The organism is Paraburkholderia sp. PGU19 (assembly GCF_013426915.1).
In the GTDB taxonomy this organism is placed as follows: domain Bacteria; phylum Pseudomonadota; class Gammaproteobacteria; order Burkholderiales; family Burkholderiaceae; genus Paraburkholderia.
This window is the reverse complement of the sequence record NZ_AP023183.1, coordinates 391,776-410,988: the sequence shown is the minus strand read 5'-3', so window position 1 is coordinate 410,988 and position 19,213 is coordinate 391,776. Positions and strand designations below refer to the sequence as shown.

13 protein-coding genes, 3 pseudogenes and 1 riboswitch are annotated in these 19,213 nt (G+C 59.8%); of the genes and pseudogenes, 11 read left to right on the top strand and 5 right to left on the bottom strand.

The genetic code is table 11. The features are described from left to right. Positions 1 to 197: 197 nt before the first annotated feature. Positions 198 to 683 carry a hypothetical protein gene (locus H1204_RS48845; protein ID WP_180736937.1) on the top strand — a complete coding sequence of 162 codons (486 nt, stop codon included), beginning with the start codon at positions 198 to 200 and terminating at the stop codon, positions 681 to 683. A gap of 156 nt (positions 684 to 839) precedes the next feature. Further along, positions 840 to 928: riboswitch (glycine riboswitch) on the bottom strand. 76 nt (positions 929 to 1,004) lie between these two features. Here H1204_RS48845 and H1204_RS48840 read toward each other — a convergent pair. Genes H1204_RS48840 through pdhA form a run of 3 tightly spaced genes read right to left on the bottom strand, consistent with a single transcriptional unit; the run spans position 1,005 to position 4,195 of the window. After that, positions 1,005 to 2,117 (bottom strand): dihydrolipoamide acetyltransferase family protein, encoded by a 1,113-nt coding sequence (locus H1204_RS48840; protein ID WP_180736936.1) that lies wholly within the window; start codon positions 2,115 to 2,117, stop codon positions 1,005 to 1,007. A gap of 4 nt (positions 2,118 to 2,121) precedes the next feature. Next, the gene (locus H1204_RS48835; RefSeq protein ID WP_180736935.1) at positions 2,122 to 3,102 is read right to left on the bottom strand and encodes an alpha-ketoacid dehydrogenase subunit beta; all 981 of its coding nucleotides are present in this window, start codon (positions 3,100 to 3,102) and stop codon (positions 2,122 to 2,124) included. Beyond that, positions 3,095 to 4,195: a pyruvate dehydrogenase (acetyl-transferring) E1 component subunit alpha gene (gene pdhA / locus H1204_RS48830; RefSeq protein ID WP_180736934.1), complete on the bottom strand. Its 1,101-nt coding sequence runs from the start codon at positions 4,193 to 4,195 to the stop codon at positions 3,095 to 3,097. Before pdhA ends, H1204_RS48835 begins: the two co-directional genes overlap by 8 nt. Positions 4,196 to 4,743: 548 nt before the next feature. Here pdhA and H1204_RS48825 point away from each other — a divergent pair. Both H1204_RS48825 and H1204_RS48820 read left to right on the top strand, forming a co-directional pair. Further along, a complete protein-coding gene (locus H1204_RS48825; RefSeq protein ID WP_180736933.1) occupies positions 4,744 to 5,382 on the top strand; it encodes a hypothetical protein in 639 nt (212 codons plus the stop codon). 1,056 nt (positions 5,383 to 6,438) lie between these two features. Then, entirely contained in the window at positions 6,439 to 6,822 is a 384-nt protein-coding gene (locus H1204_RS48820; RefSeq protein WP_180736932.1) for a TraR/DksA family transcriptional regulator, read from the top strand. A gap of 471 nt (positions 6,823 to 7,293) precedes the next feature. On the opposite strand, the pseudogene H1204_RS52420 reads toward H1204_RS48820, so the two are convergent. Then, positions 7,294 to 7,446 (bottom strand): annotated as a pseudogene (locus H1204_RS52420) (copper resistance protein CopD); the annotation flags it as partial. Between the two features lie 339 nt (positions 7,447 to 7,785). Here H1204_RS52420 and H1204_RS48815 point away from each other — a divergent pair. From H1204_RS48815 to H1204_RS48780, 8 genes and pseudogenes are all read left to right on the top strand, one after another. Continuing rightward, a complete protein-coding gene (locus H1204_RS48815; RefSeq protein WP_180736931.1) occupies positions 7,786 to 9,429 on the top strand; it encodes an APC family permease in 1,644 nt (547 codons plus the stop codon). Between the two features lie 269 nt (positions 9,430 to 9,698). After that, entirely contained in the window at positions 9,699 to 10,613 is a 915-nt protein-coding gene (locus H1204_RS48810; RefSeq protein WP_180736930.1) for a glutaminase, read from the top strand. A gap of 338 nt (positions 10,614 to 10,951) precedes the next feature. Continuing rightward, a complete protein-coding gene (locus H1204_RS48805) occupies positions 10,952 to 11,977 on the top strand; it encodes a type IV toxin-antitoxin system AbiEi family antitoxin (RefSeq protein ID WP_180736929.1) in 1,026 nt (341 codons plus the stop codon). Next, positions 11,946 to 12,836 (top strand): nucleotidyl transferase AbiEii/AbiGii toxin family protein, encoded by an 891-nt coding sequence (locus tag H1204_RS48800; RefSeq protein ID WP_180736928.1) that lies wholly within the window; start codon positions 11,946 to 11,948, stop codon positions 12,834 to 12,836. Before H1204_RS48805 ends, H1204_RS48800 begins: the two co-directional genes overlap by 32 nt. Positions 12,837 to 13,820: 984 nt before the next feature. Beyond that, positions 13,821 to 15,113 carry a D-amino acid dehydrogenase gene (locus H1204_RS48795; protein WP_180736927.1) on the top strand — a complete coding sequence of 431 codons (1,293 nt, stop codon included), beginning with the start codon at positions 13,821 to 13,823 and terminating at the stop codon, positions 15,111 to 15,113. A 99-nt stretch (positions 15,114 to 15,212) separates the two neighbouring features. Continuing rightward, positions 15,213 to 15,391: pseudogene (locus tag H1204_RS48790) on the top strand (alanine racemase); the annotation flags it as partial. A 508-nt stretch (positions 15,392 to 15,899) separates the two neighbouring features. Beyond that, a complete protein-coding gene (locus tag H1204_RS48785) occupies positions 15,900 to 16,250 on the top strand; it encodes a DUF2384 domain-containing protein (protein ID WP_243469217.1) in 351 nt (116 codons plus the stop codon). Further along, a pseudogene (locus H1204_RS48780) lies at positions 16,247 to 16,768 on the top strand (RES family NAD+ phosphorylase). Before H1204_RS48785 ends, H1204_RS48780 begins: the two are co-directional and overlap by 4 nt. A 232-nt stretch (positions 16,769 to 17,000) precedes the next feature. Here H1204_RS48780 and H1204_RS48775 read toward each other — a convergent pair. Then, positions 17,001 to 17,096: a type IV secretory system conjugative DNA transfer family protein gene (locus H1204_RS48775; protein ID WP_274608324.1), complete on the bottom strand. Its 96-nt coding sequence runs from the start codon at positions 17,094 to 17,096 to the stop codon at positions 17,001 to 17,003. Positions 17,097 to 19,213 lie beyond the last annotated feature (2,117 nt).

Sequence of the window (19,213 nt, the reverse complement as noted above, 5' to 3'; positions counted from 1 at the left end):
CATTCTGTTTCCGTATGGAAATGTCAAGGACTACTATATTATTTACATCAAACTGTCCGCTGTGTTCGCCTGGCATCGCCCGGACTCCAGGGTTACGTGGCTGCCCGTTGGCTACTTCCTGGGCGCGCAGTCCTCATGTTCATCTAATTGAAGCCGCATTACAGTCGGTGCGACAGATAACCTGGATGGAGGGTCACATGGGGACGAACAAGGCACATCTGCCATTCGCCGTGGTGTTGAGCACAGCAGTGGCTTCATGCAGCGCATCCGCCGACGCTGCCACTCAGTACAGCTTCGACATGAGGCACCATGCCCAGTTTGGCGTAGCGACGGACTCCGCCACCGCCCCGGAATTCATAACAACACCCGAGTTAGACAAACTCCATGAAAAGGCGATGGCTCAACCGCAAGCAAGGACGTCAAAAGACGATGGCAGCTTGCGGGTTCGACTTCTCAACACCAAGGCAAAAGCCGCAAAGGCCAAAGAATGTGTGGAATCCATCATGAATGGCTCTCCGCCCGACTGCTGGCGCGAAACGCTCGAACTCATGCAAAAGCTCCAAATTCCGCTCGACGGGAAACCTATCGACACCACGATGGCGCCCACGCCGGGAAACCTGGTTTTGGTGCGGCGGGCGCTGGCAGACTACCTGAAGCGAATAGGGGAGATTGAGACGTCTTAAGATTTGCCGGGCTGACCACTTGTGCTACTCCCGATCGAACCTACACGCAGCTCTCCCGAATCCGCGCGCCGCACGGGTTTTCTTTAGCTGCGACGCGCGCTTTCTCCCTATACGGGCGTGTTTCGGTCGCCGTGCATGGCGCCGCTCTTCAGATGGTCCGCCTGCACGGTCCTTTTGCCTGGGAGATTCGGGGAGCTTGCTCGGTCGGCGTCGTCGCTGCTGACGACCTCTCCCGTATCGCGTGGCAGAGCAGTGCGACCTTACGGAAGCAAAAGGCGCTGGCAAGCCCCCACTTGCAAGCGCTTCAGCTTTGACGAACCGCTACTGCACGCTCTGCAAATCTGCAATCGTCGCGGCCAGGAAGCGCGCCGCCTCGCCGCCAGTGACGACACGGTGATCGAATGTCAGGCTAAGCGGCAAGATGCTGTGAACAGCAGGTACGCCGTCTGCCGCCACGACCTGCTCATGGATGCGCCCCGCGCCGAGTATCGCAACCGTCGGCGGCACGACAATGGGGGCCGCGTATTTCCCCGCGATCATCCCGAAGTTCGACAGCGTGATCGTGTTGCCGCGCATTTCCTCCGGTGGAATCTTGCGCGCCCGGATGTCGGCGCGCATCCGGTCGAGACCGCCACGCAGATCTGCTGCATCGCGATGCGCAACGTTGCGCAACACGGGGACGAAGAGCCCGTCGGGCAGATCGACGGCGATGCCGAGATCGATCTTCTCCAGCACGTGGCGCCGCCCCGTATGTCCGTCGAACCACGCGTTCAGTCCCGGCTCCGCGCGGCAGCCCGCGACTAGCGCGCGTATCAGCCGGATCGTGACGTCGGTGTGCGGCGGCCATGCGTGGATGTCGGCATCGTCGATCACGGTGGCCGCGGCGACTTCGCTCTGCGCGCGTGCCATGTTCTGTGCCATCGCGCGCCGCACCCCGCGCAGCACTTCAGGCGGCCCGAGTTCGCCGAGTATCTTCGCGACGCGCTGCACGTCCGCCGCCGTGATGACGCCTTCCGGTCCCGATGGCGTCACCATTGACAGATCTACGTCCAGCTTTCTCGCAAGCGCTCGCGCCGCCGGAATCGCCTTGATCACGCCACCCGCGCCCACGCCCGTGCCGAGCGCCGCGGGCGTTTCGTGCACGACGTGCTGGCCGACTTCCATATGGCCGACCACGGTGCCCGCGTCGGCATCGCCGCCCTCGCCTTCGAACGCGACGAGCGGCGCGCCCAGATGCACGATGTCACCCGTCTGGCCGAACAGCTTCGCGATGCGGCCGGATTGCGGCGACGGTATGTCGACAATCGCCTTCGCCGTTTCGACCGACAGCAGCGGTTGATCCGCACTCACCTCGTCGCCGCTCTTGACGTGCCACTCGACGATCTCCGCTTCCTGCAAGCCCTCGCCGAGGTCGGGCAGTTTGAAGATTTTCATGGCTTCACGACGCCTCCAGAGCTTGCCTGACCGCGGCGACGATGCGCGCGGTGCTGGGCATGTATTGATTCTCGAGCCGGTACAGCGGCACGACGACGTCGTAGCCCGTCACGCGCTGCACGGGCGCTAGCAGAGAGTAAAGCCCGCGCTCGGCGATGTTGGCAGCGATCTCCGCGCCGACGCCGCCCGTGCGCGAGCCCTCGTGCACGATCACACAGCGACCCGTCTTCTCCACCGACGCGAGTATCGTGTTCATGTCGATCGGCTTGAGCGTCGCCACGTCAATCACTTCGGTCATCACGCCGTCCTGCGCCAGCAGATCGGCGGCCGCCTGCGCATCCTGCACCGCGCCGCCCCAGCTCACCAGTGTTACGTCGGAGCCGTCGCGCAACGTGAAGCAGGTGTCGAGCGGCAACGCTTCGCCGTTGTCATCCACCGTCTGCCGGAACAGACGATACAGGCGCGTTGGCTCGAAGAAGATCACCGGGTCGGGGTCGCGAATGGCGGCAAGCAGCAGACCGTAAGCGCGCGCGGGCGACGACGGCGTGACGACGCGCAGGCCGGGAATGTGCGCGAAGAGCGCCTCGGGACTTTCGGAATGATGCTCCGGCGCGTGTATGCCTGCGCCGCACGGCGCGCGGATCACGAGCGGGCATGAAAGGCGTCCGCGCGTGCGGTGCCTCAGACGCGACGCGTGGTTGAGCACGTGATCGATCGTCGGATACAGGAAGCCGCTGAACTGGATCTCGGCGACGGGTTTCAGGCCCATTGCCGCCATGCCGATTGCCGTGCCCGCAATCGCCGTTTCGGCAAGCGGCGTATCGATTACGCGTTGCGTGCCGAAACGTGCCTGCAATCCGGCTGTCGCGCGAAACACGCCGCCGTTCACGCCGATGTCTTCGCCGAGCAGCACGACGGCAGGATCGTGCTCGAGTTCGTAGGCCATCGCCTGATTGAGCGCGTCCACCATGTTGAGGTCAGCCATAGCCGTTCTCCTGATGGTTCGCCGCAGCGAGCGCGAAGCGCTGCGCGTTCTCCCGTTGCTCGCGCAGCGCGTGCGGCAGCGTTTCGTACAGGTGGTCGAACATCGCGGTAATCTCGGGCGGCGCAACGGCGAGATAGGCTTCGACCGCCTGTTCGACCTGCTCATGACATGTCTTGCCGAGCTGCTCGTCCTGCGCCTTGTCCCAGACGTTCATACGCATCAGATACGTGCGCAGACGCAGCAGCGGTTCGTACTCCCACTGCTTGCGGATCAGTTCGGAATCGCGATAGCGGGTTGCATCGTCGGCTGTCGTGTGGTCGCCCAGGCGATAGCTGAGCGCCTCGACCAGCGTCGGGCCGTCGCCGCGCCGCGCTTTCGCCAGTGCCGCATGCATCACCTGATGCACAGCGATGACGTCATTGCCGTCGACCTGCAGCCCGTCGATGCCCGCAGCGATCGCTTTCTGCGCAAGCGTCTGCGCCGCGCTTTGCGAGCTGCGCGGTACCGAGATCGCCCACTGGTTGTTATTGATGACGAGTACGAGCGGTGCCTGCCAGACACCCGCCATGTTCATAGCCTCGTAGAAGTCGCCCTTCGATGTGCTGCCGTCGCCGAAGATCGCAACGGCGACGCGCGGCTCGCCGCGCAGTCTGAACGCGTAGGCCGCGCCGGCGGCATGGCACACCTGTGTGCCGATCGGCACGCAGTTCGGAAAGTCGTGGCGCGGCACGGCGAAGTCGCTGCCGCGCTCGTCGCCTCCCCAATACAGCAGGCTTTCCGTCATCGTGACGCCGCGCAGCAATTGCGCCGCGTGATCGCGATACGAAGGAAACAGAACGTCGTCGACCCGCATCGCACTGGCGACGCCAACACCGATCGCCTCCTGCCCCACCGACGAAGCAAACGTACCGAGCTTGCCTGTACGCTGCAGTGCAACCGCTTTGGTGTCGAACGCGCGGGTGAGGACCATCGCGCGATAGAGGGGAATCAGCGCCGCCGGGTCCCGCGCGAAGGCAGGCAATGACTGGACGGGGACGCCGTCGGGACCGAGGTATTGCGTGTACCCGATGTGGAAACTGGCAGCCGTGGTCATGACCGCCTCCTTGTTCTTTCAGATGTCGAATACGTGCAGGAGATCGCACGCGACGCGCAAGTGCTGGCGCTCGCGCTCAAGCCTGATCAGCAAACTCTATGCTTGGACATGGGAAACGCGCGGATGGTGCTGGCTTTCGGTGTTGACGTTTACACGGGGTAACCACGAAGCGTGCGCCGCGTTGTCGCAATGCAATACAGTAGCCGACGAGCGCAGCACAATGCCTGTATATGCCGCGTTCGCGGCGTCAACAGACATTGAGAGGTTCCGCGGGTCATCAGGTTCAAAGAGGCTCAAACTGCAGATAACTCCCAGATCGGGGCGCCAGGCTAAAAAGGAGTTCGAGGTTGCGCTGCCTGTTTGGCAGACTCGCCTGGAACAGCCAGGCGAAATCCACTATCGTGTCAGTTGACGTGTATTGCACGTCGCAGGAACGAAGGGGGCCTCTGGAGGGGGGCACTGGCTGCGCGACGCTGCTGGCTTGTAGGCGTCGACGGACTGCACGCTCGATGCGTTCACGGTCGGTCGATCACGAATGGAGGTGTCTCATGGACACTAAAGGTCTGCTCGTCAGGTTGGAAGTCAAAACCGGAAAGGACGACGCCATGGCGGAAGACGTCCTGCGCTCGGCTCTCGCGATGGGGCGGGCGGAAGCCGCAACGACCACGTGGTTCGCGATCAGATTCGGGCGATCGGAGTACGGCATCTTCGACGTGTTCCCAGACGATGCCGGCCGCGAGGAGCATCTGTCGGGGCCAGTTACACAAGCACTGTTGGATGCCGGCGGCAGCGTTTTTGCCGGGGCGCCGCTGATTCAGGAGTTCGACGTCCTGGCCGACAAGCCGCCTGCAACAACATCGGGCGAGTCCGTCACGAAGGCGCTGCTCCTCACGTTCAAGGCAAAGCCTGGCCATGAGACACAGGTTGCGCAGTTCCTTCGCGACGCACAAGCGCTCGTGGAGCAGGAACCCAAGACTGTTGCCTGGTTTGCCATCCGCCTCGACGACGGTCACTTCGGCATCTTTGACGTCTTCCCCGACAACGGGGCACGGTTTGCGCACTTGACGGGTCATGTTCCTCGGGAACTCGCCAAGCATTCGCTGTCATTGCTGGGCAGCGTGCCGGACGTCGGAATGCTCGACGTGGTCGACACAAATTGGGCCGACCGGTCTACGAGATTGCGCTGAACGTTCAAGCGACGGCGAATGAAACCTGACAGGGGAGGTTCCCCACCGGTCGGAATCGGCCTGCGTGTCGTATCGTCAGTGATTGCACAAACAGCCTTATGGCGAGTCGCGTGGTAGTACCCGTCCCCTGAGAGTTTTCAGGCTATGATCGTCTGTATTCCGCGACCCCAAACGGACCTTCAGACTACCCGAAGCGCCGGTTCAACGAAGATACTCAAAGCCGGTTCTGAAAGCGATTTTTCCAGGGGGCTTCCTATGTGATTTCACCCGTTTGTGCGGGTGACCAGCACGCGGTAGCCCGCGTCGCTCAGGGCGTGGCCGGTGCCGGAGCCCGGACGCCGGGTGGTCGCCCGAACAGAAGATCGTGGCGCCTTTCTCCAGCGACGATCGCCTGTTGCAAGCGCAATCAGGTGGGGCGATGCCGATATTCCTGGTTGCCCGACAAGTCATCGTTGTTGCATTGAATAGAGGCTCGCGCCTCGGCTGCCGATGGTTGCGACGTTGAACACGAGAGACCGTTCGTGGCCGGCAGCCGAAGAACGATCGCGCTATACGACCCTCCCCTCTGACGACCTCTGGCGCCGGGTACACAGACGCGCGGGTTGCCGTTGTCGGGCTCAATGTTGAGCGCGATCATCTACTAATGCGTCTCGCGTTCCCTCTCTCGTTTGCTTGCGAAAGGCTGCAATTTGGGGCGAACGCTTGCGAAGCGGCCGGGTGACAATACACTTTGCGACGCTGCTTGCTGGATCCAGTCCTGAGAATGAACGTAGGGCCGCACGTACCGCTGTGACGCGTTGCTTCTGCCTCAAATCTCGCGTGAGTAAAACATTTAATTGTGGGTGCCACTCATTTCACAATCCAGCGTCACAGCTTCATTGGTGGGGCTTTAGCGAGGAGACTCAGGATCGTCAGGCGGGATCGTTACAGTCGCATTGTGCTATCCGCTCGGCGGGTGCATGCTAGGTTTGGCCTGTGTGGGGTAGTACACACAGGACGGAACGCCTTCGATGCCACCCGTTGGCGTCGCGTTACAGAACACATCGAGCCTTGTCCATGATCACCCTAACCTGTTCCGAACTCAGGCTGTTACAACAGAGGCTCTGCGAGCGCCGTCGCGAGCTGCTGGCGACGCTGCACGGCGAATACGGGGATCTCGCTGGAGCACGGCCGCCCGAAGAGCTGGGCCCCGAGTCGCATCCCGACGAGACCGCATCACGCAAAGCGAGCGATCAGTTGCGCACCGCGCTCGCGCGGCACGATTTCGACGAACTGCAGCAGATCGACGCGGCGCTGGCACGCATCGCCGCCGGCCGTTACGGGGCATGCGTCGATTGCGGCGACCCGATCGGTTATGAACGCCTTGTCGCCGCGCCCTACACGGCCCGCTGCGTTTCATGCCAGACGGTGTTCGAACAACGCCGCGCCACCCGTCAATAGGAATCCCGTCAGGTATAAAACGTCCTCTTGTCACGATAGACGCAATAGCCCGTCGCACCCATCTATGCGTGCGCGCGAAAATTCGTAAGATCTAAATCGGTCCAGGTCTTTTGTATTGGCGTTCAATCTCCAGGCCTGGTGCAACCCGGCATAGCCCGCGTGCACAGCCAATTCATTGGCATCCGGAAACCCCGTCGCTGTGGGCACCGCTGAAAGCGGCGAGGTGGACACGAAAATGACTTTTTAGCCATACGAACGAAATGCTAGTCGCATCGTCCATGTCGGACGCAGCTCTGATCTCGCGAACACGAATTCCCGTTACGACCCGGCGGAAAAAAAGGACCCAACGTGCTGTCGGGTCCCGTAAAAGTTGGCCTTTACCTGAAATCAATCGAGACAGGACGTAGCCCATGTTGACCCTGCGTCGGTAACCATCTGCGTGGACGTGAGAAACAAACGGTACCGAATCGACTACGAAGTACCAGGTAGTGAGCGGGAGACGAGTACCGCAGCGGCGACCAGTACCCCAGCCAGTACCACCGATTCGATATGCAACACTGCGACAAAGCGTTTTAGAGGCTTCACGGATGGCATCGACGAGGCACTCTTTAATGATGCGAGCAGCACTTACTTCGCGATGCATCGCGCATGCGATCACGCATCGTCCTCCATGCCTGAGCACCGTCCGGTGCTTTACCGCATTCGCGTCCCAGCAGCGTTTCCAAGCCGTTATGTTTTTTCAGCATGACCCTCATGCGCAATTGGCATTGGACGACGTTGAGTCATTTCGCGACCATCCCGCACTCGCTCGATGGCATGAGAACTATCGACGAGATCTTTCGCAGCACAAATTGCGACAGCGGTCGCGCTCCGCTATCGAATAACAAGGAAAGCCGGAATCCCCGATGCCAGCAGCATGAAGCGAGAGGGCGATTCCGTGCATCTGAGATATGAGGAAGACAATTGAAAAGTTCTATTCAACGGCACATCGGCCCATTCGCGCTGATGCTGACGGGACTCGGTTCGATTATCGGGTCCGGCTGGCTGTTCGGCGCCTGGAAGGCGGCCAAGATTGCGGGCCCTGCGGCCCTGTGCGCGTGGGTGATCGGTGCAGTGGTGATTCTCGCAATCGCGCTGACCTATGCGGAACTCGGCGCGATGTTCCCCGAGTCCGGCGGCATGGTTCGTTATGCGCGCTACTCGCACGGCGCGCTGGTGGGCTTTATCAGCGCGTGGGCCAACTGGATCGCAATCGTGTCGGTGATTCCGATCGAGGCCGAAGCGTCGATCCAGTATATGAGCACCTGGCCGTACCAATGGGCGCACAACCTCTTTATCAACAGCGAACTGACGACGCCGGGCCTACTGCTCTCGGCCGTGCTGGTGGTCATCTACTTCCTGCTGAACTACTGGGGCGTGAAGGTGTTCGCACGCGCGAACACGGCGATCACGATCTTCAAGTTCATCATCCCGGGCCTGACGATTCTCGGTCTGATGATGAGTGGCTTCCACAAGGAAAACCTCGGCGAAAGTCTTGGCGGCGCGGGCGTGTTCGCGCCGTATGGCTGGTCGGCGGTGCTGACGGCGGTGGCGACGAGCGGCATCGTGTTCGCGTTCAACGGCTTCCAGAGCCCGATCAACCTGGCAGGCGAAGCGCGCAATCCGGCGAAGAGCGTGCCGTTCGCGGTGATCGGCTCGATCCTGCTGGCGCTGGTGATCTACGTGCTGCTGCAGATCGCGTATATCGGCGCGGTGAACCCGGCTGACGTGGTGAAGGGCTGGAATCAGTTCAACTTCAAGTCGCCGTTCGCGGAACTGGCAATCGCGCTGAACCTGAACTGGCTGGCAATCCTGCTGTATGTCGACGCGTTCGTGAGCCCGAGCGGCACGGGCACGACCTATATGGCGACCACCACGCGCATGATCTACGCGATGGAGCGTAACAACACGATGCCGAAGATGTTCGGCACCGTGCATCCGCTGTATGGCGTACCGCGTCCGGCGATGTGGTTCAACCTGTTCGTATCGTTCATCTTCCTGTTCTTCTTCCGTGGCTGGAGTTCGCTGGCGGCCGTCATTTCGGTGGCGACGGTGATTTCGTATCTGACGGGCCCGATCAGCCTGATGGCGCTGCGCCGCGCGGCGACCGACCTTGAGCGTCCGCTGCACATTCGCGGCATGAGCGTGATCGCGCCGTTCGCATTCGTGTGCGCGTCGCTGATTCTGTACTGGGCGAAGTGGCCGCTGACGGGCGAGATCATCCTGCTGATGATCGTGGCGCTCCCCGTGTTCTTCTACTTCCAGGCAAAATCGGGCTTCGGAGGCTTCAACCAGGATCTGAAGGCGGCATGGTGGCTGGTCGCGTATCTGCCCGTGATGGCGATCCTGTCGCTGATCGGCAGCAAGCAGTTTGGCGGTCTGGGCGTGCTGCCGTATGGCTGGGACATGCTGGTCGTGATCGTGTTCTCGCTCGTGTTCTATTACTGGGGCGTGCATACGGGCTATCGCTCGGAATATCTCGACGAGCGCGAGCCGCTTCACGGCGGCCAAGCGTCCGAATATGCGACGAGCGGCTTGCCGGGCGACGAGTGGATGTCAGCGCGCTAGCGCGCTCAAAACCGAAGTACCTTAAGCGTCGCCTGCCCGCGTGACGTCCCGCGTGCGGCCTTGCACGCACCATTGAAATATTTCCGGTGCAGAATAGGGCCGGTCATTCGATCAGGTGGTCGCGCTTCGGGCTGCCGCTGTTTGCGTAAGACAGAGAAAGCGGATCACGCATGTCGTGATCCGCTTTACGTTTGTCCCGCCATTCGAAACGCCTGATCCGCACTAAAACCAATATCAATTGATTCACCCGTCATCGCCCATAAACCTCGATGGACTATTCACGCATCCTCGAACAGATTCACGCGGATCTGCAGCCCTGGCTCGACAAGGGCCGCGTCGCGGACTACATCCCCGAGCTCGCCAAAGTGCCTGTGAACAGCTTCGGCATGGCCGTCGTCACGACGGCGGGCGAAGTGTTTCGCGTCGGTCAAGCCGACACGCGCTTTTCGATTCAGAGCATTTCGAAGCTGTTCGCGTGCACGATGGCGTTCAGGCTGCTGGGCGACGCGTTGTGGCAGCGCGTCGGCCGCGAGCCGTCGGGCACGGCTTTCAATTCGCTCGTGCAACTCGAGGCCGAGCATGGCAAGCCACGTAATCCGTTCATCAATGCAGGTGCGCTGGTTGTCACCGATGTGTTGTGCCGCCGCTTCGTCAAGGCCGAAACTGCGCTGGTCGAATTCATGCGGCGCGTCACAGGTGAATCGACTATCGACTACGACCTGCGCGTCGCGCAGTCCGAATTGCTGCACGCGCATCGCAACCGCGCGATGGCGCATTTCATGGCGAGCTTCGGCAACATCGAGATGCCCGCCGAGGCGGTCGTCGATGCGTATTGCCGTCAATGCGCGATTTCGATGAGTTGCGTCGAACTGGCGAAGGCGGCGCTTTTCTTGAGCAACGGCGGCGTCGTACCTTCGACGGGCGAACGCATTCTCGATGCGAGTTCGGCAAAGCGTCTGTCGGCGCTGATGCTGACCTGCGGCACTTACGATGCGGCTGGCGATTTCGTCTATCGTGTCGGCTTGCCGGCCAAGAGCGGCGTGGGCGGCGGGATCGTCGCGCTGTTGCCGGGCGAAATGGCCGTGTGCGTGTGGTCGCCGGGTCTGGATAGCAACGGCAATTCGTTGGCGGGTGTATTGGCGTTGGAGTGGTTGACCACGTATACAGGGCGGTCGATTTTCTGACACCACGCGCCCCGTCACGCTCGCCTTACAAGCGTTAACTTGGCCCGCCGCGTGCATCTGGCACCACCGCTTCGCCGTCTACCTTGCTTTCCGCCCGCGACGGTTTTTTGTTCGTGTCAGCCACTCCCCTACGGGCCTCCGGTCAGCGCTTTATGAGCACTTGCCAGAAGCTCGCCCGACTTTGCCCAAGCGGTATCGGGCCGCCGATTCAAAATTTGCGTCCGTTCTTGCAGCGTGAACAGCACCATTCTTTTGAACAAAAGTCCGTGTCGTTCGATTTTTGACTTTGTTCACGCGGCGTATACAATAGGTAAAATTGAACAACCGGGTCAAGTCCCTTGCCCTCGCACACCCCCTCTCCTCTTGTGAAGGCCGCCACACAGGCGTTCAGCGATGAGACAGGCGTCGCCACCACCGTCCGGCGATCTCCTCCGAATTCGCCTTATGACGCGATAGTCGAGTTCGATCTTGAAGCGAAGGTCGTCCGTCCGGCGATCGTTGTGCCTTCGATCGACCGACAGGAGCGCCTCGCGGCGGTCTCGGCTACCGCGAAACGGCAGCATCGGGATCGCATCCTTCTGGTGACGTCGTATCTGACACCGTCCCTCGTCGAGGCCTGTCGTGCGCTCGAACTCGACGCCATCGACCTCTCGGGCAACGCATTTCTTCGCGAGCGGAAAACCCTTGTTTTCGTGGCTGGTCGGCCCCGTGCCGCCGAAGCGGGCTCGAATCGGCTCAGCGTCTGGACCAAGCGGTCGATGCAGGTCATCCTCGCGTTGCTGGTCCGACCCGAGATCCTCAACGCCCGCCGGCGCGATCTCGCTGTCATTGCGAACGTCAGCACGGGGACGGCGCAGACCACCATCCAGACGCTCCACAAGCGCCGCGACCTCGTCGAGCGTTCGGATGGCAAGCTCGCCTTCACCAACTATGACAGGCTGCTGGACGAATGGGTGACCCTATACCCCTCGATCCTCAGACCATCTCTGAGCCTGGAACGCTACAGTGCGACTGAGCAGGACTGGTGGGCGGACCTGACGCCGAATTCCGAACAGGACTGGTTGTTTGGGGGCGAGGCTGGCGCTGCGCTGCTGACTCATTATCTGAAGCCAGCGATCGTGACGGTCTATTGTGAAAAGGGAATTCCGAAGGAACTGATCCGGAGCGGTCGTTTGCGGCCAGACCCGGCCGGCAACGTGGAGTTTCTGGTGGCTCCCGTTGAATTGCGACCCACACCCGGCCTCATCGGCAACGTCGTAAGTCCGGTGCTTGTCTATGCCGACCTTATCGCAAGCGGGGACTCCCGCAACATGGAAACAGCGAGGATGATCCGTGACCAGTTCATCACCCGTCAAACTGCTTGAGGGCCGACCTTTTCCGGAAATCGCTGCAAACGTCCTTCGCGATGTGGCCGACGCCGCGTCGGCAGCCGGCGCTGCGTGGTTCGTTGGGGGCGCCACCGCACGCGACATCCTGACGACCCACCGTTTTGGGATTGACCAGACCCGTGCGACCAGGGACGTCGACATCGGCGTGTCGATCGCGAGCTGGCACGATCACCAGCAACTGCGTAACGCACTGGTCGCGACCGGCCGGTTCGTACAAAACGAAAAGCAGGCGCAGCGGCTCGACTATCGCTCTCCTGAGACCGGGCAACCGACGTGGCTGGATATCGTGCCTTTTGGGGGGCTCGAACTGAAGGGTGAGAATGTGATCGCCTGGCCTCCCGATGGGGCCTTTTGCCTGAATGTCGAAGGGTTCGACGAGGCCCTGAGGGCGGCTCTCCCCGTCGAACTGGGACGCGATCTTGTGGTGCTCGTCGCGTCGCTACCGGCACTCGCGATGCTCAAGATCATCGCGTGGCGGGATCGCCATACGGACAATAACCGGGATGCGGTGGATCTACGGTTTCTGCTCGCAACGTACAGCCTTGCGGGCAACATGGATCGCATTTACGGCGGCGACGCCGACGATCTGCTGGATACATGGGGCGATGACCCCGACAAGGCGGGTGCCGCACTGCTTGCTCACGACATGATGAGTTTGCTCACCCCATTCACTCGCGAGCACATCATTGACGCGCTCGATCCACTGACGCCTTACCCTCTGATACTTACTCAGATGATGGGCGGTGCCCACCGCCTGCTCAGCGTTGGCGATGACAAGCCCGAACTGACCGAGGGACTGTTCGATGCTTTTCGATCCACAGTATTGAAAGCATAGCGACGACAGAATCGCCCTACACCCGCAAGACAGCTGTCCGATAACCAGCTCGCGTCCGGCCGGGGTTCCTTTGCGCTACTCACGTGATAATTCCGGTTCGCTACAGTCCGGGCGTGTCACGACTGACGACGTGACGGCGATGGGCACGCAGATCGCGGCGTACAACGCGTGCCTTCGCCAGATCGGCTCGGCATGAGGTTGAGTTCGTCCCGGACATCCAGTCGGATGCAGCGTGAAGCCGATTCAAGGGCGGTCGGATTTTGCCGTTATTCCACGGGAGTGGTCGCCGACTGCGGTTCCCGCTTTCGCGCGCGGCGAAAACGCGGACTATCAGCAAAGCGGGGAAAATGACCAGGCGGGCGAAGCATCAATGGCGCGACGAACGAAGCTGGCTGACTACCTGCTTCATGCATGGCGGCGAACTGTGCAAACAGACTATTGCGCTGGGCATATCAATTCAGAGCGCAGCCTTCAGGGGTTGCTCGTCGCAAACCCACCGGGCGCTATTCGTGGAAGCCAAGTTCGCGCGACGAATCTTCGTCGAACCCACCGTGCAGTTGCCCGATGCACGCCTGATCAGGCCGGACTCCGTGATATGCGACACGCGGGAAGCAATCTGCTTCCTTGAATTGAAGTATGTACCGCGCGGCAAGCCTGCCACGGCAAAAGACATGCAGAGCATTTCGTCGATCGCACGCTCGGCGGGCACTCCCGTCAGGCTTGATCGCTATCGCGGCCCTGCGCTTCCCCGACGAAGCGCCTCCCTCCGTAGCGATTCCTTCGGTACCCACGCGCCGCCCACTACACCTGCTACTCTCACTCGACTACCCCGCGGATGAAAGCCAGGAAATTCAGCCAAAAATTTCCGGTTAAACAATAGAAAAAATCATCAGCTTGCGGCTAGCATCCAGTCATCAACTTGCATGTGCTGCATCTGCAGTTTCTATTAACTGTTTATGGCCTTTTGGCTGTGGAGTCTGTCGAATGCGAGTCGTCGTGCTGGGCAGCGGAGTCGTGGGTGTAACGAGCGCGTTCTATCTCGCGCGGGCAGGCCACGAAGTCACGGTCATCGACCGGGAGCAGGGTCCCGCTCTTGAAACGAGCTTTGCCAACGCAGGCCAGATTTCCCCTGGCTACGCGGCGCCTTGGGCTGCCCCCGGTGTACCGCTCAAGGCTGTGAAGTGGATGTTCCAGAAACACGCCCCGCTTGCAATCAGACCGGACGACGCGGACAAGCAGTTCCAACTGCAATGGATGTGGCAGATGCTGCAGAACTGCACCGCCGAACGCTACGCGATTAACAAGAACCGCATGGTGAGACTTGCGGAATATAGTCGCGACTGTCTGAAGGCTTTGCGAGCCGAGACCGGCATTCAGTACGAGGGACGTGCTGGGGGCACTCTTCAAGTTTTCAGGACGCAGCAGCAGTTCGATGGCGCGGCGAAGGATATCGCCGTACTTGAAGAGGCCAAAGTCGCGTACGAGTTGCTGACGGCAGCCGAACTTGCCCGGATTGAGCCCGCTCTCGCTGCGACTTCACATAAGTTGACGGGTGGATTGCGCTTGCCAGGCGACGAAACCGGTGACTGCCAGTTGTTCACCACCCGGCTTGCCTCAATGGCTGAGAAAGCGGGCGTCACCCTCCGCTACAACACCCAGGTTGATGGTCTGGTCGTCGAGGGTGGACGGGTCGTCGGCGTTCGGCATGGTGCGAAACTCATCCATGCAGATGCGTTCGTCGTCGCGTTTGGTTCGTATTCAACGAACTTCCTGTCTGGACTGGTCAAGATTCCCGTCTATCCACTCAAAGGATATTCCATCACCGCACCAATCGCCGACGAGTCACATGCGCCAGTCTCAACGGTTCTCGACGAGACGTACAAGATTGCCATCACGCGGTTCGAAAAGCGCATTCGTGTCGGCGGGATGGCCGAAATCGTCGGGTTTGACAAGCGACTGCGCGAAGCGCGTCGCGAGACTCTGGAAATGTGCGTGAATGACCTCTTCCCAGGTGGCGGCGATACATCGCGCGCCACGTTCTGGACCGGACTTCGCCCGATGACACCGGACGGCACGCCTATCGTAGGTCGTACGTCCGTGCCCAACCTCTACCTCAACACTGGTCATGGCACGCTTGGCTGGACCATGTCGTGTGGCTCAGCTCAGCTTCTCGCCGACTTGATATCTGGAAAACAGCCGGCCATTCGATACGACGACCTCAACGTCTTTCGTTACGAAAAAGAACCGCAGGTGCCGGCCGATTTCGAACTCGGCTAGGAGTCGGGCCGTGGGATGTACTTTCCGCTGCACGACCCCAGAAGTCCAGACAGCAGCGCTCCGAAGTTTCGTTTGAACTTTGCCCAGAAGAGGAAGGTTATGCCGCGCCCCATCCACCCACGTATTCATCCTGGTGCCGTACAACGCAATCTCGAAGTCGTCCGGCAGCGAGCTCCAGACTCACGTGTGGGGCGGTAGTGAAGGCAAATGCCTACGGGCACGGAATTGAACGCATCTACCCTGCTCTCCAGGCGGCTGACGGCATTGCGTTGCTTGACTCGAAGAGCGAGTAGAGATTCGCGCTGACGTGTGCGCCGGCCAACCGTTATTCGCCGATCGAAACGTGCAAGGCAGGGGTGCGCCGGCCTCGGCGATGCGCTGTTCAAGCGCTCGCAGTTGGGTTAGCGCCTCGGGAGCAAACTGGACGCGCCAATTCATCCGCGGCCCGCGCGGGACTTCTTCAGTTCCGCACGGACGTCGTCCGCCGATAGCGCTCGCTCAGGATTTTCGCGAAGTGCCTTCGCGGCCGGGACGACCTGTTCACGCAGCCGGGCTTCGACCGCGCGGTCCCGCTCACGATACTGTATATATCTACAGAATCATTTGTCACCCGTCGTTTGTCGAGATGCACTATTAAGTATTATTTTAAATTAGATGATTTCCCATTTTCGGCGAACTGCCCGCCGTATATAACCGTCTATTATTGTGCGTAGAATGTGCACGGAGCCTCTGAGGAATACGGAATCAATTGCCCGCCCCAACGCGGGCTTGGGCTTTGACCAGTTCATGGCATTGCTTCGGGACCCGGACAGTTCAGCACCGATTGTCTCCGCCTGGCGCTTTGGCGAGGCGCTGCACATTGACCTGCAAACCCTCGCCCAGCAGGCGCATGTTCATCGCAACACGCTCAGTCGGCAACCGGCCTCGCCAAGCGTCCAACGTTTCCTGCGGGAAGCGCTGAGGGTGATACGCGCCGCAACCGACATCTCCGGCTACGTCAATCAGGCACTGTTCTGGTACAGGAATGAGCCACTGCCGGTCTTTGACTACAAGACAGCTGAACAGCTGGTGTCGGATAGTCGGACTGACGACCTGCTTCGCTATATTTCGTCTCTCGAGGCGGGCGCCGCCGGATGATCCTCACAGCGCTAACGAAGGTGACAGCGTACCGGATGCATGTCCCCAGGTGGGCGGTTGCGCCGACGAGTGGCGCAGGTGCCGGTAAGCACGGAGGACGGGCCAATCGTATAGGACTCAACGCCCTATACCTTGCTCTTGATGTCAACACGGCGGTGCGGGAATATCCGCAGATCTCCTCGTTGATGCCCCCGGGCACGCTTGTAAGTTATCAACTGACGGTCGCTCCGATTGTCGACTTCACAAGCGGGTATCACGCAGAAAAGTGGCTCCCCTTCTGGGAAGACTTCTATTGCGACTGACGTGGTTGCTGGTTCAACCAACGCATTGAGCCACCAAGCTGGATTATCGGTGACGAGGTGATTGCGGCTGGTGCGAAAGGCATTCTGTTCAGATCACACCTTTCGCCGGACGGAGTCAACCTTGTCCTCTACGTCGACGAGTTTGAGTCGGCAGACCGTCTTGACGTGTACGATCCACAAGGCGCGCTTCCGCAGAACCAGTCGTCCTGGAGGTAACCGCCGAGCGGTGGCCGGCCGACGTTTCATTCTGCAAGAAGACACTGCATCGTCCACCGAAACCCTCCCCGTCGAACTCGTCTTTCTGGTGTTCTCGACAACTATATGAGCCTGGTACTCCCCGGCTCCGTCGCCACGACACTATCATCGCGTATTTCGTCGTTCATCACAAAAGTCTCACGGCCCGTTTTCAACACTGCCGTACCTCGGATGGGCCACGCTTTTCTGATCGCTACCCCTCGAGAACGACCGAAACCGGATAGGTGAGAAGATTCGGGATTGCCATCGCGACGCCTTTGCCCGAACGGGTACCGGCCGCGAGCAGCAGGTAATCCTGGTCACGGTACTTCAGCTAATGTAAGCACCGGCGAGTGCGATATATGGGGTTGCGAAGTCGTCAATACGTACGCATCAAAACACGCAGCTATTTCCGAAGAGATCGTCGCGGTGACCGGTTTTGTTATCGCTATTGAAATGTGCACAAGACGTGTCGAGTCATATCTTCAATCTGACGAGGACACACACTACGATCAACGTGTCATAGCCGCGTTTTATGGCGCTGACGAGTGGGTATCCTTGGATAGAGAAATGCTCCTCACGTGCATGTCAATCTTCACGGAATCAAGAGCAGATGTCCGGGTCTGGCCATTGAACACGCGCTGAACTGCACCTGCTTCCGATGCTGCTTACGTAGACGCGCAGAAACATCTGGCCGCGCGGCCGAACCTTCAGTTGCAATCAGCCCTTGCCGCGCTCGACCAAATCGACCAGATCCGGCGCCCGATTATTATGCACATCCTGCCGCCCTATCCGACCTTCACCGTACCTCGGGTGACGCCGATCGAAGGTATGTGGGCCCTAGGGCAAACAAGAATGCTGGCAACATGCAGAAGATCAGCGGGAGCGATCTTCAGTTCATCGCCCCGCTAACAAGAATTGACAACTCCTCAGAGCTTGTCGACTCAAGCTCCTGTCTGCTTTCAAATTCCACCACATAACCCCGGACAAAACCCTGCTCGTCCCGGGGAAGAGGCGCAGAATGAAGTGCCCTCGGATGCATGGGCACCCGGCCAAACCGCAGCCGCCATCTGGCGTGCTCATCTCTATCATGCCCTTGACCGGTATCAACGCACCCTCATCGATCAGCCCATCTTCTGGAATTTCGTCATACTGGATAATTTCAACTTGAGGCATTAATCATCCTGGCAGAGTTAAGGGAGTTCAATCCAAGGAAGCATGATCCTCCGACGCATCACTATGTCCATTTATTACGCATATGATATCGCCTCAGGTGCGTGAAGTTGCGTTCAGCGTTTCGTCATAGACATTTATGAGGTGTCGCCAAGGTAGCTTTAACCTCGTCGGTCACATTCCTAAATCATATGAAATGGAGTGCGAATGAGATTTATTAGGAAAGTGTGGTCCTATTTCTTCCCATCGGGCGTTGACGAAATCCCGATTCTCGGTGTGGCATTAACGGTTTCAGCGCTGAGCTGTGGCTGTATTATCCTCTGGCTGTGGATCGTACACACGCCAATCTCGCTGAAGACGGCGGGCGCGGCACATGCCACCTGCCTGAGTCGTTGCCAGCGGACATGTAGCCCAACCGGAGGCTAGCACCATCGCAATCTCCAGATAGCAGAACTGGAAGGCAATCCGATTGCCAATTTCGATCTGATGGCTCACTTGAGGATATTTGGGACCAGTGTTTCGACCTGTTCCTCGAGTGCGTGAGACCACCGATGTTCTTTATCCAGTGGTTGCATTGTAAAGACAAGATCTGAGCCATCACCTGCACTACGCCCATGCCGAAGATGGTCTGGGCGCCAAACTTTCTATCGCACATCCTCTGCGCCGTTGCCCACAACATCGCGTCATCTACCGGACCTGTCTCGCCGCCATCCCGGCTAGCCGAAAAAGCTCATGCCTACCGCGAGATCGACACATCTGTCATCGTATGCCCGGTCCGCTTGATATTCGTCTCCGTTTAACCAGACGTTGCCAGCGTCGCACTGGTTATCGAGTAACCGTCAGGCTCCGTCGTCGAACAAAGTTACCTGAGATTGAAGCCGAACTGCTCCGCATCATTGGGGATGCGCGACCGAGAGCGCGAGGACTCGTCGTTGAAAGCGGCTTGAATAGAGATCCCACTCGCCATCAGATGACGAAGCAACTCGCGACCGGCCTTTCGGTTAGCAAGAGCTCTCTTACGCAATCAGAAGGATCACCATATCGCGCAGCAAGCACAAACTTTCGAGCAGGACGATCAGGACTCACCCGCTGGCGGAGCCAGAATAGCCTTCTTTCTAAAAAGCGCTTTGATGGCGCAGCTCGGAAAATAGACGTCTCCGAATTGCTTGCAGTTTGAACTGGTCCGAAGCCTCAACAGGCGTATCAAACAGTCTATGACAGTCACTCTGCGCCGCCCAAGATACAGCTCAGAGT

What these genes read in the sequence shown, in the direction of transcription:
- H1204_RS48825 (WP_180736933.1), top strand. Translation starts at nt 4,744, where the DNA reads ATGGACACTAAAGGTCTGCTCGTCAGGTTGGAAGTCAAAACCGGAAAG.
- H1204_RS48845 (WP_180736937.1), top strand. Translation starts at nt 198, where the DNA reads ATGGGGACGAACAAGGCACATCTGCCATTCGCCGTGGTGTTGAGCACA.
- H1204_RS48795 (WP_180736927.1), top strand. Translation starts at nt 13,821, where the DNA reads ATGCGAGTCGTCGTGCTGGGCAGCGGAGTCGTGGGTGTAACGAGCGCG.
- H1204_RS48840 (WP_180736936.1), bottom strand. Translation starts at nt 2,117, where the DNA reads ATGAAAATCTTCAAACTGCCCGACCTCGGCGAGGGCTTGCAGGAAGCG.
- H1204_RS48785 (WP_243469217.1), top strand. Translation starts at nt 15,900, where the DNA reads ATGGCATTGCTTCGGGACCCGGACAGTTCAGCACCGATTGTCTCCGCC.
- H1204_RS48810 (WP_180736930.1), top strand. Translation starts at nt 9,699, where the DNA reads ATGGACTATTCACGCATCCTCGAACAGATTCACGCGGATCTGCAGCCC.
- H1204_RS48820 (WP_180736932.1), top strand. Translation starts at nt 6,439, where the DNA reads ATGATCACCCTAACCTGTTCCGAACTCAGGCTGTTACAACAGAGGCTC.
- pdhA (WP_180736934.1), bottom strand. Translation starts at nt 4,195, where the DNA reads ATGACCACGGCTGCCAGTTTCCACATCGGGTACACGCAATACCTCGGT.
- H1204_RS48835 (WP_180736935.1), bottom strand. Translation starts at nt 3,102, where the DNA reads ATGGCTGACCTCAACATGGTGGACGCGCTCAATCAGGCGATGGCCTAC.